The sequence below is a fragment of the Streptomyces sp. WM6386 genome (assembly GCF_000972385.1).
GTDB lineage: Bacteria > Actinomycetota > Actinomycetes > Streptomycetales > Streptomycetaceae > Streptomyces.
In genome coordinates, this window is record NZ_JXTE01000012.1 from 102,727 (window position 1) to 116,357 (window position 13,631).

The 13,631-nt window shown below is 72.7% G+C and carries 17 protein-coding genes and 1 pseudogene; 9 read left to right on the forward strand and 9 right to left on the reverse strand.

All coding sequences use genetic code 11. The annotated features are described in order from the left end of the window. Positions 1–56: 56 nt before the first annotated feature. A pseudogene (locus TN53_RS10130) lies at positions 57–704 on the reverse strand (DeoR/GlpR family DNA-binding transcription regulator); the annotation flags it as partial. A gap of 101 nt (positions 705–805) precedes the next feature. On the opposite strand from TN53_RS10130, the gene TN53_RS10135 reads away from it, so the two are divergent. Next, positions 806–1,690, forward strand: coding sequence for an SIS domain-containing protein (locus TN53_RS10135; RefSeq protein ID WP_046258120.1), 885 nt, complete (start codon positions 806–808; stop codon positions 1,688–1,690). 8 nt (positions 1,691–1,698) lie between these two features. After that, positions 1,699–2,547 carry a class II fructose-bisphosphate aldolase gene (locus TN53_RS10140; RefSeq protein WP_046258121.1) on the forward strand — a complete coding sequence of 283 codons (849 nt, stop codon included), beginning with the start codon at positions 1,699–1,701 and terminating at the stop codon, positions 2,545–2,547. Positions 2,548–2,552: 5 nt separating this feature from the next. On the opposite strand, the gene TN53_RS10145 is transcribed toward TN53_RS10140, so the two are convergent. After that, positions 2,553–3,686, reverse strand: a complete 1,134-nt coding sequence (locus TN53_RS10145) for a methyltransferase (RefSeq protein WP_046258122.1) — start codon at positions 3,684–3,686, stop codon at positions 2,553–2,555. A 65-nt stretch (positions 3,687–3,751) separates the two neighbouring features. Between TN53_RS10145 and TN53_RS10150 the strand changes: the two genes are divergently transcribed. Further along, on the forward strand, positions 3,752–4,426 hold the full coding sequence (locus TN53_RS10150) for an alpha-ketoglutarate-dependent dioxygenase AlkB family protein (protein WP_046258123.1): 675 nt from the start codon (positions 3,752–3,754) through the stop codon (positions 4,424–4,426). Between the two features lie 36 nt (positions 4,427–4,462). Continuing rightward, positions 4,463–5,707 carry an ROK family protein gene (locus TN53_RS10155; RefSeq protein ID WP_095046410.1) on the forward strand — a complete coding sequence of 415 codons (1,245 nt, stop codon included), beginning with the start codon at positions 4,463–4,465 and terminating at the stop codon, positions 5,705–5,707. Here TN53_RS10155 and TN53_RS10160 read toward each other — a convergent pair. Further along, positions 5,693–6,532, reverse strand: coding sequence for a helix-turn-helix transcriptional regulator (locus TN53_RS10160; RefSeq protein ID WP_046258125.1), 840 nt, complete (start codon positions 6,530–6,532; stop codon positions 5,693–5,695). The genes TN53_RS10155 and TN53_RS10160 overlap by 15 nt on opposite strands. A 101-nt stretch (positions 6,533–6,633) precedes the next feature. On the opposite strand from TN53_RS10160, the gene TN53_RS10165 reads away from it, so the two are divergent. Continuing rightward, positions 6,634–7,341 carry an SDR family NAD(P)-dependent oxidoreductase gene (locus TN53_RS10165; RefSeq protein WP_046258126.1) on the forward strand — a complete coding sequence of 236 codons (708 nt, stop codon included), beginning with the start codon at positions 6,634–6,636 and terminating at the stop codon, positions 7,339–7,341. Here TN53_RS10165 and TN53_RS10170 read toward each other — a convergent pair. Then, on the reverse strand, positions 7,308–7,622 hold the full coding sequence (locus tag TN53_RS10170; protein ID WP_046258127.1) for a hypothetical protein: 315 nt from the start codon (positions 7,620–7,622) through the stop codon (positions 7,308–7,310). The two genes, TN53_RS10165 and TN53_RS10170, sit on opposite strands and share 34 nt — an antisense overlap. 83 nt (positions 7,623–7,705) lie before the next feature. On the opposite strand from TN53_RS10170, the gene TN53_RS10175 reads away from it, so the two are divergent. After that, entirely contained in the window at positions 7,706–8,707 is a 1,002-nt protein-coding gene (locus TN53_RS10175; RefSeq protein ID WP_234441542.1) for a helix-turn-helix domain-containing protein, read from the forward strand. Between the two features lie 10 nt (positions 8,708–8,717). Further along, positions 8,718–9,167 (forward strand): RpiB/LacA/LacB family sugar-phosphate isomerase, encoded by a 450-nt coding sequence (locus TN53_RS10180; protein ID WP_046258129.1) that lies wholly within the window; start codon positions 8,718–8,720, stop codon positions 9,165–9,167. Here TN53_RS10180 and ilvY read toward each other — a convergent pair. Then, the gene (gene ilvY, locus TN53_RS10185) at positions 9,154–10,020 is read right to left on the reverse strand and encodes an HTH-type transcriptional activator IlvY (protein ID WP_046258130.1); all 867 of its coding nucleotides are present in this window, start codon (positions 10,018–10,020) and stop codon (positions 9,154–9,156) included. The genes TN53_RS10180 and ilvY overlap by 14 nt on opposite strands. Before the next feature lie 88 nt (positions 10,021–10,108). Between ilvY and TN53_RS10190 the strand changes: the two genes are divergently transcribed. Both TN53_RS10190 and TN53_RS10195 read left to right on the forward strand, forming a co-directional pair. Then, positions 10,109–11,578 carry a ketol-acid reductoisomerase gene (locus TN53_RS10190; protein ID WP_046258131.1) on the forward strand — a complete coding sequence of 490 codons (1,470 nt, stop codon included), beginning with the start codon at positions 10,109–10,111 and terminating at the stop codon, positions 11,576–11,578. 47 nt (positions 11,579–11,625) lie between these two features. Then, positions 11,626–12,168, forward strand: a complete 543-nt coding sequence (locus tag TN53_RS10195; protein WP_046258132.1) for a GNAT family N-acetyltransferase — start codon at positions 11,626–11,628, stop codon at positions 12,166–12,168. Between the two features lie 48 nt (positions 12,169–12,216). Here TN53_RS10195 and TN53_RS10200 read toward each other — a convergent pair whose 3' ends face one another. The 4 genes from TN53_RS10200 to TN53_RS10210 form a co-directional block, all read right to left on the reverse strand. Continuing rightward, positions 12,217–12,408, reverse strand: coding sequence for a DUF1272 domain-containing protein (locus TN53_RS10200; protein WP_046258133.1), 192 nt, complete (start codon positions 12,406–12,408; stop codon positions 12,217–12,219). Between the two features lie 76 nt (positions 12,409–12,484). After that, on the reverse strand, positions 12,485–12,787 hold the full coding sequence (locus tag TN53_RS10205) for a DUF4865 family protein (protein ID WP_234441546.1): 303 nt from the start codon (positions 12,785–12,787) through the stop codon (positions 12,485–12,487). Continuing rightward, on the reverse strand, positions 12,672–13,055 hold the full coding sequence (locus tag TN53_RS48200; protein ID WP_234441543.1) for a cupin domain-containing protein: 384 nt from the start codon (positions 13,053–13,055) through the stop codon (positions 12,672–12,674). The genes TN53_RS10205 and TN53_RS48200 overlap by 116 nt, the downstream gene beginning before the upstream one ends. 12 nt (positions 13,056–13,067) lie before the next feature. Then, positions 13,068–13,628: a TetR/AcrR family transcriptional regulator gene (locus TN53_RS10210; protein WP_234441544.1), complete on the reverse strand. Its 561-nt coding sequence runs from the start codon at positions 13,626–13,628 to the stop codon at positions 13,068–13,070. Between the last annotated feature and the right edge of the window lie 3 nt (positions 13,629–13,631).

The following is a 13,631-nucleotide window of genomic DNA, read 5'->3' on the forward strand; positions in this document are numbered from 1 at the left end:
CGGCCTCCCTGGAACCAGCCTAGGTCGGTTCGGCCCGGCAGGTGCTGCGAACGGACTCAGGCAGCGACGACCCGGATCCCCGCCTCCTCGAAGCGCCGCACGGTGTCCTCGTCGGCCGCCGTGTCCGTGACCAGCGTGTCCACCGTGTCGGCCGCGCAGATCCGGGCGAAGGCCCGCTGTCCCAGCTTGCTGGAGTCGGCGGCCACGATCACCCGCGCGGCGCGCTCGCACAGCAGCCGGTTGGTCGCGGCCTCGGCCTCGTCGTGCGCGGCCGCGCCGTGCGTGACGTCGAAGGCGACCACGCCGAGCACCGCCACATCGATGGTGATCTGGCTCAGCACCCCGTCGGCGAGCGGCCCGATGAGCTCGTACGACTGCGGACGCGCCACCCCGCCGGTCACCACGATCTTGAACTGCGGGCGTACGGCCAGCTCGTTGGCGATGTTCAGCGCGTTGGTGACGACGGTGAGCGCGGGGGAGCCGGATGTCAGGTCGGGGCGGACGGCCAGAGCGCGGGCCACTTCGGTGGTCGTCGTGCCACCGGTCAGGCCCACGGCGGTGCCGGGGGTGACGAGACCGGCGACGGCCTTGGCGATGCGCTGCTTCTCGGAGGCGTGCCGGGCCGTCCTGTAGCTGCGCACGAGCATCTGCTGCTCGGCCAGCTGGTCGAAGTCGCGGCGGATCGTGGCGGACGAGACCTCCAAGCGCACCCCGATGTCACTCGAATGCTTGATTCTGCTCGAAGGCTCGCTATATCTTGCAGAAACAATCACCGCGGTGTTCGTTGACGGGGAGGGACCGCGACATGACCCATGTCGAGGACGAGCTGGTCAGTCAGCCCGAGTGCTGGATCCGCGCGGCGGCCGAGGCGCCGGAACATGCCGCCGTGCTGCCGGCGCCGGGGGAGCGTGTCGCGATCGTGGGGTGCGGCACCTCGTACTTCATGGCGCAGTCCGCCGCGGCGCTGCGCGAGGGGGCGGGCCAGGGCGAGACGGACGCCTTCGCCGCGTCGGAGTACCCGCACGACCGCCCGTACGACCGAGTGCTCGCCCTCACCCGCTCCGGCACCACCACCGAAGTGCTCGAACTGCTCGGGCAGTTGAAGGGCCGGACCCGGACCACGGCCCTCACCGCCGACCCGCACACGCCGGTCGTGCGGGCCGCCGACGACGTCGTCGTCCTCGACTTCGCGGACGAACGCTCCGTCGTGCAGACCCGGTTCGCGACCACCGCCCTGACCCTGCTCCGCGCCCACCTCGGCCTGCACACCGACGCCGTCGTCGCCGACGCCCGCACCGCGCTCGCCACCCCCCTGCCGGACGGACTCGTCGACTGCACGCAGTTCACCTTCCTCGGCCGCGGCTGGACCGTGGGGCTGGCCAACGAGGCCGGCCTGAAGATGCGCGAGGCGGCACTGTCCTGGACCGAGGCCTACCCGGCGATGGAGTACCGGCACGGCCCCATCAGCATCACCACCCGGGGGACCGCGACCTGGATGCTCGGCGAGGCGCCCGAGGGGCTGGCCGAACAGGTGCGGGAGACCGGCGGACTGTGGGTCGCGGGCGGTCTCGACCCGCTCGCCGAACTGGTCCGCGCCCAGCGGCTCGCCGTGGCCGTCGCCGCGGCCCGGGGGCTCGACCCGGACCGGCCGCGCCATCTCACCCGCTCCGTGATCCTCGCCGGTTCGTAGGAGGAGCCGTGCCTCTGGTGACCACCGGCGAGCTCGTCACGCGGGCCGCCGCCGCGCACCGCGCCGTCGCCGCGTTCAACGTCGTCACGCTCGAACATGTCGAGGCGGTCGTCGCCGGCGCCGAGTCGGCGGACGCCGCCGTCGTCCTCCAAGTCAGCGAGAACGCCGTCAAGTTCCGCCTCGGACGACTGCAACCCCTCGCCCGCGCCGCCGTCGCCGCGTGCGAACGCGCGGCCGTCCCCGTCGCGTTGCACCTGGACCACGTCCAGAGCGACTCCCTCCTGAGGCAGGCCGCGGACGCCGGATTCAGCTCCGTGATGTACGACGCCGCCCGCCTGCCCTACCGGGAGAACCTCGCCGCCACCCGAGCCGCCGCGGACTGGGCCCATGCCCAAGGCCTGTGGATCGAGGCGGAGTTGGGCGAGGTCGGCGGCAAGAGCGGCGAGCCGCCGCTCGACGCCCACGCGCCCGGCGCCCGCACCGACCCCGCCGAGGCCCGCACCTTCGTGACCGACTCCGGCGTGGACGCCCTCGCCGTCGCCATCGGCAGCTCGCACGCGATGACCACCCGCACCGCCACCCTCGACCACGCCCTCCTCGCACAGCTCTCCGGCGCGCTGGACGTACCGCTCGTCCTGCACGGCTCGTCGGGCCTGCCGGACGACGAACTGACCGCCGCCGTCGCGGGCGGCATCACCAAGGTCAACATCGGCACCGCCCTCAACATCGCCATGACCGGCGCCGTGCGCGCCTTCCTCACCGCACACCCCGAGGCGGTCGACTCACGCAAGTACCTGGGGGTGGGGCGGGCGGCGATGGCACGGGCCGTGGCGGAAATCATCCGGGTGCTGGGCTGACGCGACTACTTCCTGACAGCCCTCAACACCACGAACTTCGGGTCACTGGCCACCAGTTCACTGTTCCCGAACAGCCGACGCAGCTTGGCGTGGTAGCCCAGGTGACGGTTGCCGATCACCCACAGCTCGCCACCCGGCCGCAGCGCGCCGTGCGCGCCCGTGAACATCCGCCAGGCCGTGGCGTCGGTGGTCGTCTGATGGGAGTGGAACGGCGGATTGTTGAGCACGAGATCGGCACTCCCGTCCGCCACTCCGGCGAGCCCGTCCCCGACCCGGAACTCGGCATGCCCCGGCACGCCGTTCGCCTTGTACGTCGACTCCGCCGAGGCCACGGCCTGGAACGACTCGTCCACGAACAGCACCTCGGCCTCGGGATTCGCCAGCGCCACCGCCGTACCGACCACCCCGTTGCCACAGCCCAGGTCCACGACCCGCTGCGCACCCCTGCTGTCCGGCAGGTGCTGGAGGAAGAACCGGGTGCCGACGTCGAGCCGGTCGGCACAGAAGACACCCGCGTGATTGACCACGGTCCGCCCCGAGACCGCGCCGACGCCGTCGGGCAGCTCATAGCGGTACGGCCACGGACTGGCGGCCGTGCGTGGCGCCGGCCCGGGCGTGCAGAAGATGAGCCGCGCCTTCTTCTCGGCGAGCGAGGTGCGGGTCGGTCCGAGGATCCGCTCGAACAGCTTCAGCGTCGAGGTGTGGATCTCCTTCACCATCCCGGTCCCGACGACGACCGTGCCCTCGTGCACCGCGGGCGCCAGCCGCAGCAGCTGGTCCTCCAGCAGGGCCAGGCTCTTCGGCACCCGCACCAGCAGGACGTCGATCCGGCCGGGCGGCGGGTCCTGGGTGGTGAGGAGCCGTACCGCCCCGGTCTCGACACCGCCCCGGACCAGGTTCGCCCGGGTCGCCTCCTGGGAGAGGTAGGAGTCGGTGATCTGCACCGGCCGGTGCGCGGCCAGCGCCGTGGACAGAGCGCCCCAGCGGTCGCCCAGGACCACGACCGTGCCGGACAGCGGGACCGCCTGTTCGGCCAGATGCGTCAGGAGGTACTCGTCCGAGGCGTCCCAGGCACGCAGCCTGTCACGCGGGTCCTCGGGGAAACGGGCCAGCGAGAGCTGGCCCCAGGGCGTCGCCATACGGTCGTTCATCGTGTCCAGGCTAGCGGAGCCGCAGCTCAGGGCTGCTCGGGCAGGATGGCCTCATGGATGCCGAGCTGTTCCCCAGGCCCCGCACGGAGGTCGCGCCGGGCGCGGTGCACCTACCGGACCGGCTCGACGCGAGCCGGCAGCACGAGCTGCTGGAGGCCTGCCGTGAGTGGGCCCGCCCCCCGGCCGGCCTGCGCTCGGTCCGCACCCCCGGCGGTGGCACGATGACCGCCCGGCAGGTCTGTCTGGGCTGGCACTGGTACCCGTACGCCTACGCCCGCACCGTCGTCGACGGCGACGGCGCCCCGGTCAAACCGTTCCCCCAGTGGCTGGGGGAGCTGGGCCGCAGCGCGGTGCGGGACGCCTTCGGGGTGCCCTCTCCCACGGCGGGCAGCGCCCTCGGGGTGACCTCACCGTCGTACGACATCGCACTGATCAACTTCTACGACGGCGACGCCCGCATGGGCATGCACCGCGACAGCGACGAGAAGGCCGACGACCCGGTGGTGTCCCTGAGCCTCGGCGACACCTGTGTCTTCCGGTTCGGCAACACCCGGACGCGGACGAAGCCGTACACGGACGTCGAGCTGCGCAGCGGCGACCTGTTCGTGTTCGGCGGGCCCTCGCGGCTCGCGTACCACGGGGTGCCGAAGGTGTACCCGGGTACCGCGCCCCCGGAGTTGGGGCTGGCCGGGCGGCTGAACATCACGCTCAGAGTCAGTGGCCGGTAGGACGGCGGCACAGCGGATCATGGGAGACTCGCCCTCATGAGCGGCAATGCGGACCCCCGGCCGACGGGGGAAGGAACGACCTCGAGGACGCGGTTGGACCGGGGACGCGGTGCGCTCGGGCCTGCTCTGGAGCTCGTGCACACCGGGCGTGCCCCCACCCGCGCCGTGCTCACCGCCGAACTCGGGGTGACGCGCGCCACGGCCGGCGCGGTCGCCGCCGAGCTGGAGGCGCTCGGGCTGATCCGGGTCGACGCCCGGCCCGGCGCGGCCGCCGGTTCGCAGGGCCGCCCCTCGCACCGGCTCGCGGTCGCCGAGGAAGGGCCCGTCGTCCTCGCCGCGCAGGTGCACGCCGACGGATTCCGGGCGGCGCTGGTCGGCCTGGGCGGCCGGATCGTCGCCACCGCACCCGGCTGCGAGACCGTCGACGCCGACCCGGCGAAGGTCCTCGCCTCGGTCGTCGAGGCGGGCGCCGAACTGCTGCGCACCACCGGCCTGCGCTGTGTGGGCGCCGGTCTCGCGGTCCCCTCCGCCGTCGCGGAGCCCGACGGGACCGCGCTGAACCCGCTGCACCTGGCCTGGCCCGTGGGCGCCCCCGTCCGCCGGATCTTCGCGGAGTGTGTCCGTGTAGCCGGTATCGCCGGACCGGCCTTCGCGGGCAACGACGTCAACCTCGCCGCGCTCGCCGAGCACCGGCACGGCGCGGGCCGCGGCGCCCGCGACCTGCTGTGCGTGGCCACCGGGCACCGGGGCGTCGGCGGGGCGCTGGTCCTCGACGGCCGTCTGCACACCGGCAGTTCGGGCCTCGCGCTCGAAGTCGGCCACCTGACCGTCAACCCCGAGGGCCGTCCCTGCCACTGCGGCAGCCGCGGCTGCCTGGACGTCGAGGCCGACCCGCTCGCCTTCCTCGACGCCGTGGGCCGCGAGCCCGGACCCGAGGTGTCTCTGCTCCAGCAGTCCAACGAACTGATCCGCGACCACTACGACGATCCGGCCGTCCGCACCGCCACCGGGGCCCTCATCGACCGCCTCGGACTGGGCCTAGCGGGCCTGGTGAACATCCTCAACCCGGACCGCATCATCCTCGGCGGCCTGCACCGCACCCTTCTCGACGCCGACCCGGACCGGCTGCGCGCGGTCGTCGCCGACCGCAGCCTGTGGGGGCAGAGCGGCGGCGTACCGATCCTCGCGTGCACCCTCGACCACAACAGCCTGGTCGGTGCCGCCGAGTTGGCGTGGCAGCCGGTGCTGGACGACCCGCTGGGGGCGCTAACCCACCAGTGACTGGATGCCGAGCACGGAGACCAACTCCAGCTTCTCGGCGGCCTCGGTCCCCGGCTCGGCCGAGTAGACGAGGAGGTGCAGATCGCTGCCCTCCACCCGGAGCAGGTCGCAGTCCAACGTCACCAGGCCCACCTGCGGATGCGCGATCGTCTTGCGCGAAGCCTCCAGCCGGCCGACCACACCCGCGTCCCACAGCTCGGCGAACCGCTCACTGCCCGCCCGCAACTCCGCGATCAGGCGCCGCAGTTGCGGGTCGGTGGGATACCGCGAGGCGGTCGACCGCAGTTCGGCGACCATGCCCACCTCGAAAGCGCGCCGCTCCTCGGCGGTGTGCCGGACCCGGCCCGGTGCGCCGAGGAAGTTGCGCCACACCCCGTTGCGCTCGAAGCCGCGCAGACCGGAGGGGTCGCCCATCAGCGCCGCGTACATCGGATTGGCCACGAGCAGGGTCATCGCCGCGTCGGAGACCCCGACCGGGGTGCCCACCAGCCGGTCCAACAGCCGCTGCACGCTCGGCGTGATGTGACCGGGCACCGTCTCGGGACCCGGCGGCACCAGCCCGGCCAGCCGGAACAGATACCCCCGCTCGTCCCCCGACAGCCGCAGCGCCCGCGCCAGCGCCTCCACGACCTGCCCCGACGGACTGGCCGCCCGGCCCTGTTCGAGACGGGTGACGTAGTCGACCGAGATCCCCGCCAGCAGCGCAAGCTCCTCACGCCGCAGCCCGGCCGCCCGCCGCTGACCACCGGCCGGCAGCCCCGCGGTCGCCGGGGCGACCCGGTCGCGCCAGCGCCGCAGCGCCTGCCCCAGTTCCGTCGTCGTCATGCCTCCAGTCAACCGCGTCGGCCGACACCGTGCCTGGTACTGCGAGTCCCAGGAAGAAGGGTCTTCTGGCTGTCCCGCCGGTCCCGCAGGACGGTGGAGCCATGACTACGACACTCATCACCGGAGCCAACAAGGGCCTGGGCTTCGAGGCCGCCCGCCAACTCGTCGCCGCAGGTCACACCGTCTACATCGGCGCCCGGAGCGCCGAACGCGGCCGCCGCGCCGCCGAACGGCTCGGCGCCCGGTTCGTCCAGCTCGACGTCACCGACGACGCCTCCGTCCAGGCCGCCGCGAAGGCCGTCGAGGCCGACGGCGGGCTCGACGTCCTGGTCAACAACGCCGGCATCGAGGTCCGGGGCGAGAACAACGCCATCCCGGCCGCCGCCGACACCACCGCCGACGAGATGCGCACGGTGTTCGAGACCAACGTCTTCGGCGTCGTCCGGGTGACCCACGCCTTCCTGCCGCTGCTCCAGCGGTCCGCGGCCCCCGTCGTCGTGAACGTGAGCAGCGGCCTGGCCTCGCTGTCCCGGCTGTCCGACCCGGACTCACCGGCGCACTTCTACCAGGCCCTGGCCTACCCGTCGTCCAAGACCACGGTCAACATGATCACCGTGCAGTACGCGAAGGCGTTCCCGGCCATACGGATCAACGCGGTCGAGCCCGGCTTCACCTCGACCGACCTCAACGGCCGCACGGGCACCCAGACCGTCGAACAGGGCGCCGAGATCATCGTCCGCATGGCCCGGCTGGGCCCCGACGGCCCGACCGGCGGCTACGTCGACGTCGAGGGCTCGCTGCCCTGGTGATCCTCGGCGGTCTCCAGGATCCGCGTCCGAGGCGCCCCGGCCAGCGCCGGGGCGTTCTCGGGCGAGCCCCACACCGTCGACTTCAGGAATCCCAGGAACCGCTCGGCACCCGCCACGTCGTCGAAATCGAGGTCCACGACGACGTAGGCGGGATCGTCGACGGGCCGCCGGACGCGATGGCGCCGTACGCCCGCGTCGGCACGCGCGCCCGCGAAGCGGTCGAAAGCCGTCTTCCAGGTGGCGAAGTCCGTGACCGGATGCTCGATGTACAGGGTCGGCATGATTCCTCCTCGGCGCTCGTCACCAGGCTGCGCCGGACCGCGCGGTGCCGTACATCCCAGAAATGTGGGGATACGCTCGGACCATGTCCGGACGGGACCGCGTCGTGCGGCTGTGCGAGGAGGGCGGCGACGCCCGGGAACTGCGCCTGCGGCTCCTCGACGAGCTCCGCGCCACCATCGGGTTCGACGCGTACGCCTTCCTCCTGACCGACCCGGAGACCTCGGTCGGCTGCGCCCCGATCGCCGATGTTCCCGTCCTGCGGGAGCTGCCCCGGGCGATCCGCCTCAAGTACCTGACACGGGCGAACCGTTGGACGGAGCTGCGGGACGTCGCCCTGCTCAGCGACCTCCCCGACCGCTCGGTGAGCCCGCTCTGGAACGAGCTCCTGCGCCACCACGGCATCCGCGACATCGCCTCGGCGGTCTTCCGGGACCGCCACGGCATCTGGGGCTTCCTCGACCTGTGGCGCCGCGACCGTGACTTCACCCCGGCGGAGGCGGCCCGCCTCGCCGACCTCACGGCGCCGATCACGACGGCGCTGCGCCGCAGCCAGGCCGCCACCTTCGTCGTACGACCCTCCCACGAGCCCCGCTCCGAACCCCTGGTGCTGGTGCTGTCGCCCGACATGGGAGTCGTCGGCCAGACCCCGGGCACCCACGCCTACCTGCGTGTCCTGGTCCCCCCGGAGCACGGCCGCCCGACCGTGCCGGCCGGCGCCTACAACGTCGCCGCCCAGCTCCTGGCCGTGGAGGCCGGGGTCGACGACCATCCGCCGCGGGCCCGCGTGCACCTCGCCGACGGGCTCTGGGTGACCCTGCGCGCCGCACGGATGGCAGGCGCCGTCGCCGTCACCATCGAGGAGTCCTCACCCGCCGAGCGGCTGTCCGTCTTCTGCCGGGCCCATGCCCTCAGTGCCAGGGAGACCGAACTCGTCGGCCTGCTCGCCAGGGGCGGCGACAGTCGTACGGTCGCCGCCACCATGTACGTCTCCGAGCACACCGTGCAGGACCACCTGAAGTCGGTGTTCGCGAAGACGGGCACCCACAACCGCCGAGACCTGCTCGCCCGCTCGCTCGGCGCGTAGGCTCGGGGCCATGCGGATCTCCGTCTCCTCGGACATGGACGAACCCGTGGCCCGCAGCCTCGTCGCCGAGCTGCGCGCACGCGGTCACGAAGTGGTCGCCCACGGGGCGTTGCACCCCGGCTCCGACCCCCGGTGGGCGGCGTGCTCTGAGTCGGCGGCCCGGGACGTCGCCACCGGGGCGGCGGACCAGGCGGTGGTGTGCTGCTGGACCGGCACGGGCGCGTCGATCGCCGCGAACAAGGTCGCGGGCGTACGGGCGGCCCTGTGCACCGACGCCTACACCGCGGACGGCGCCCGCCGCTGGAACGACGCCAACGTCCTCGCCCTCAGCCTGCGCCTGACCTCCGAGCCGCTGCTCAAGGAGATCCTCGACGCCTGGTTCACGGCCGAGGCCAGCGAGGACGCCGAGGACCGGGAGAACGTGGCCCGGATCGGGCGCCTGGATCTCAGGAAGCCGTGACTTCGGGCGTCGTGAGGCTCCACAGCGCGGCCACCAGCGGTCGGCGCAGATCGGCCCGCCGTACGCACAACCCGATGGGGAACCGCTCCGGCGCGGGAACCGCCGCGACCACCGACAGCCGGTCGCGCACCGCGCTGTGCTCCAGTACGAGCCGGGGGACCACCCCCGTGCCGCAGCCGAGGGCGACGAGCGTCAACAGCCCTTCGTGGCCGTCCGGTTCGCAGGCCACCTCGGGCACGGTGCCGCGGGCGCGGAACCAGCGGTCGGCGGCGTCGCGGACCAGGCCGCGGTGGGGGAGGACGAAGGGTCCGCAGAGGTCCGGGTCGGGCCGGTCCCGGGCCGTGACCAGGACCAGCTCGGTGACCGCGACCGTCCGGCCCACCAACGGCTCCGGCAGCCGCGCCGGGATCCCCGCCACGGCCACGTCCACCTCGCCCTCGTCCAGCCGGGCCAGCGCCGCCGCCGCGTCTCCGGTGCGCAGGTCGAGCCGTACCTGAGGGTGCGCGGCGCGAAACGGGGCCAACAGGTCGGGCAGCAGCGCCTGGCAGGCGGTCACCGTGGCGAACACGGCCAGCCGGCCGGTGAGTTCGGCGGGATCGGGGTGCTCCTCACGGTAGGAGCGCCACAACTCCAGTGCCTCTACGGCGAATGCGCGGAACCGGTGCCCCTCCGCCGTCAGCGACACCCCGCGCGGGCCCCGGTCGAGCAGCCGGTGCCCGAGCCCGGCCTCCAGCCGCTGCACGGTCCGCGTCAGCGTCGCCGCGCTGACGTGACAGTCGAGACTGGTCCGCCCGAAGTTCAGCGTCTGCGCCAGATGCAGGAAAAGACGCAACTCCCGATGATCTTCACGCATGCTGTGACCTGCATCTTTCATTCGGTGCAACACTCCGCTTCGGATGTTGCGCTTGCCGCAACACCCGCCCGGAGCCTACAACTCGACCATGACCTCGACCACGTACAGCTCCCGTGTCTTCTCCCTCGAGACGATGGACGTGCCCGGCGGCACCGAGACCATCCTGCGCGGCGGCCGGCACCTCTTCCCGCTGCTCCCGCAGGCCTTCGCCGGGGTCCGCCGTATCGGTGTCATCGGCTGGGGCCCGCAGGGCCGCGCCCAGGCCCTGAACCTGCGCGACTCGCTCGCCGGCACGGACATCCGGGTGGCCGTCGGACTGCGCCCCGGCTCGCGCTCGGCCGCCGACGCCCGCGCCCACGGGTTCACGGAGGAGGACGGCACCCTCGGCGACTGGCTCGCTGTCACCGCCGACAGCGACCTGGTGATCCTGCTGATCGCGGACGCCGCACTCGCCGCCCACCACCAGGAGATCTTCGCGGCCCTCAAGGTGGGCGCGGCGATCGGACTCTCGCACGGCTTCCTGCTCGGTCACCTCCGCGAGACCGGCGGCGACTTCCCGCCGGGACACCCGGTGATCGCGGTGTGCCCCAAGGGCATGGGCGACTCGGTGCGGCGGCTCTACGAGCAGGGCGCCGAGATCAACGGCGCCGGGATCAACAGCAGTTACGCGGTCCACGCCGACCCCGACGGCCGGGCCGTCGACCTCGCTCTGGGCTGGTCGGTGGCGCTCGGCTCGCCGTACACCTTCCGCACCACCCTCGACAGCGAGTACCTCTCCGACATCGTCGGCGAACGCGCCATCCTGCTGGGCGCCGTCCACGGCATCGTCGAGAGCCTCTTCACGCGTCACCGCCTCGCCGGGGACGACGAGGTGACGGCGTACGAACGCGCCTGCGAGAACGTGACCGGCCCGATCGCCCGCACCATCTCCCGAGCCGGTCTGCGGGCGGTCCGCGAGAACCTCGACGCCGAGGCCCGTGACGTGTTCGACCGCACGTACACGGCGACGTACGGCCCCGCCCGCGAGATCGTCGCGGAGATCTATGACGAGGTCGCCGACGGCACGGAGCTGCGCAGTGTGATCCTGGCCGAACGGCGGCTCGGCGCCCGCGAGATGAGCCGGATCGGCGGCTCGCCGATGTGGTCGGTGAGCGACCGGGCGCACGCCCGCCGAGCCCAACGGGACCTGCCCGTGGACCCGTTCACCGCCGGGGTCTTCGTCGCCACCATGACGGCCCAGATCGACGAGTTCGCCGACCGAGGCCACCCCTGGTCCGAGATCGTCAACGAGTCCGTCATCGAGGCGGTGGACTCGCTCCTGCCCTACATGCACGCCCGCGACGTCGCCTACATGGTCGACAACTGCTCCCGCACGGCCCGCCTCGGCGCCCGCCGCTGGGGCCCGCGCTTCCAGACCGCCTACGAGCAGATCGCCTTCCCGGCCGCCGGACTCCCGGCGGACACCGCCCTGTTGGCGGCCTTCGACGCCCACCCGGTGCACGATGCCCTGGCCGCGGCGGCCAAGCTGCGGCCGTCGGTGGACATCTCGGTGGCGTAGGAAGAAATGGTTTGCCACCGGTGATCCCGTTCGGATAGGAAGCCTGCATGCTCATAGGTGCCAAGGTCGGGCTCAGGGCCCGCCACGAGGACGACATCCCGATCCTGCGGACGGAGCTCTACGACGACGTGGCCAACTCCGCGCGGGCCGAGGGCCGGCCGTGGCGGCCCGTCACGCCGGGCTCGAAGGACTCGCGGCTCGTGGTGGACGACAAGGAGGAAGGACACGTCCCGTTCTCCGTGGTGGAGCTGGACGGTGGCACCCTGGTCGGCACCGCGACACTGTGGGGCATCGACAACCACAACCGGCTCGCGCACATCGGCCTCGGCCTGCGGCCGTCCGCTCGCGGCAAGGGCTACGGCACCGACGTGGTCGCGGTGCTGTGCCACTACGGCTTCATCGTGCGCGGCCTGCAGCGGCTCCAGATCGAGACGCTGTCGGACAATGCCGCGATGCTGCGCTCGGCCGAGCGCAACGGCTTCGTCCGCGAGGGCGTGCTGCGCTCCTCGGCCTGGGTGATGGGCGAGTTCCTGGACGAGGTGCTGCTCGGGCTCCTCGCCGGGGACTGGAAGCCGGGTCCGAAGGGCTAGGTCTGCCCGGAGCGGCGCCGCGACTCGGTCCCCGCGTAGGCGTGGGCGTCAGTGGTCGTCCTTTCGGACGCGACGCGGTCGGGGGACCAGTTCGCCGCCGCAGTTGGGGCAGATGCCCTGCATCGCCTCGGTGCAGGGCACACAGAAGGTGCACTCGTACGAGCAGATGCGGGCCGGGGCGTCCGGCGGCAGTTCGGCCGTCTCACAGCGTTCGCATCTCTCGCGCATCTCCAGTGCCATCCGTACTCCCGCCCTTTCTTTGCCGGTCAGTGCCACTCGACGCCGAGGGCCCGCCCGACAACCGTACGGACCGCGCTCACCACTGGCGCCCCCGCGGCAGCCCGGCGAGCCCCGGCGCCGACAGGTGCAGCACCTGGAACACTTCGCCGTCCGCCTTGGGCGTGTCATGGGCCCAGAGCGAGAAATGGAGCACCTCCCAACGGCCGGCGTCCACGACGGCCGCCGCCAGCACCGCCCCGTCCTGTGCCGCCAGCCGCCCCGCCTCACGCACCGCGTCCCCCATGACCTCCGCCAACTCCACTCCGTCCGGCACCGGTTGCCGTCGCCGTACGGCGAGCCGCGCCGGCGAACCGGCGGCGCCACCCTCCTCGTAGGCCAGCCCCGCCCACTGCCGCACCGACGCCCGCCCGGATCGGCTCGACCTCGCCGCCCTCGCGCTGCACCAGCCCCTCGCCCTCCAGGACATGCAGGACCTGGCCGTGCGGGTGACGGTGCCAGGCGGTGTGCGCACCCGGCGCGAAGTGGACGTTGAACATCCGCAGTCGTGAAGGGGGTTCGGGCGCGGCGACCTCGTCGAGCCACACCGTGCCGGTGAAGTTCTCCGCCGGACCCTGCCGCGTCTCGGGTCGCTTCCTCGTGATGTGCACGCGCGTGGACTCCTAGCGCCGTGGTGAAAGAAGGGAGAGCAGTCCCCGGACACCCGCGTCGAAGGCGGCGGCGGAGCCCGAGGCGCGGGCGAGGACATAGCCGCCCTGCACGGTGGCGAGGACGGTCGCCGCGATCGCCTCGCCGTCGAGGGAAGCCGCGAACTGCCCCTGCTCCTTGCCCTCCTCGACGATCCCGGCGATCCGTTCACGCAGCCAGTCGAGGGTCTCGTCGACCGGCTCGCGCAGCTCGTCGCTCGCGATGACGTCCGGATCCATCGTCAGCCGTCCGACCGGGCAGCCGCGCAACACATCGCGCTCGCGCAGCAGATACGCCTCGATGCGCTCGTACGGCGTTCCGGGCCCGCCGAGTACTCCCTCGGCGGTGGCCCGCAACTCCGCGGCCGTGCGCCGGATCGCGGCCAGCGCGAGGTCGGGCTTGCCCTTGAAGTGGTGGTACATGCTGCCCTGCCCGGCGCCCGAACGTTCCAGGATGGCCTTGGGGCTGGTGCCCACGTATCCGCGCTCCCACAGCAGCTCTCGGGTGGACTCGATCAGACGCTCCGGGGTGCTCATACA

What these genes read in the sequence shown, in the direction of transcription:
- TN53_RS10135 (WP_046258120.1), top strand. Translation starts at nt 806, where the DNA reads ATGACCCATGTCGAGGACGAGCTGGTCAGTCAGCCCGAGTGCTGGATC.
- TN53_RS10145 (WP_046258122.1), bottom strand. Translation starts at nt 3,686, where the DNA reads ATGGCGACGCCCTGGGGCCAGCTCTCGCTGGCCCGTTTCCCCGAGGAC.
- TN53_RS10150 (WP_046258123.1), top strand. Translation starts at nt 3,752, where the DNA reads ATGGATGCCGAGCTGTTCCCCAGGCCCCGCACGGAGGTCGCGCCGGGC.
- TN53_RS10155 (WP_095046410.1), top strand. Translation starts at nt 4,463, where the DNA reads ATGAGCGGCAATGCGGACCCCCGGCCGACGGGGGAAGGAACGACCTCG.
- TN53_RS10160 (WP_046258125.1), bottom strand. Translation starts at nt 6,532, where the DNA reads ATGACGACGACGGAACTGGGGCAGGCGCTGCGGCGCTGGCGCGACCGG.
- TN53_RS10165 (WP_046258126.1), top strand. Translation starts at nt 6,634, where the DNA reads ATGACTACGACACTCATCACCGGAGCCAACAAGGGCCTGGGCTTCGAG.
- TN53_RS10170 (WP_046258127.1), bottom strand. Translation starts at nt 7,622, where the DNA reads ATGCCGACCCTGTACATCGAGCATCCGGTCACGGACTTCGCCACCTGG.
- TN53_RS10175 (WP_234441542.1), top strand. Translation starts at nt 7,706, where the DNA reads ATGTCCGGACGGGACCGCGTCGTGCGGCTGTGCGAGGAGGGCGGCGAC.
- TN53_RS10180 (WP_046258129.1), top strand. Translation starts at nt 8,718, where the DNA reads ATGCGGATCTCCGTCTCCTCGGACATGGACGAACCCGTGGCCCGCAGC.
- ilvY (WP_046258130.1), bottom strand. Translation starts at nt 10,020, where the DNA reads ATGCGTGAAGATCATCGGGAGTTGCGTCTTTTCCTGCATCTGGCGCAG.
- TN53_RS10190 (WP_046258131.1), top strand. Translation starts at nt 10,109, where the DNA reads ATGACCTCGACCACGTACAGCTCCCGTGTCTTCTCCCTCGAGACGATG.
- TN53_RS10195 (WP_046258132.1), top strand. Translation starts at nt 11,626, where the DNA reads ATGCTCATAGGTGCCAAGGTCGGGCTCAGGGCCCGCCACGAGGACGAC.
- TN53_RS10200 (WP_046258133.1), bottom strand. Translation starts at nt 12,408, where the DNA reads ATGGCACTGGAGATGCGCGAGAGATGCGAACGCTGTGAGACGGCCGAA.
- TN53_RS10210 (WP_234441544.1), bottom strand. Translation starts at nt 13,628, where the DNA reads ATGAGCACCCCGGAGCGTCTGATCGAGTCCACCCGAGAGCTGCTGTGG.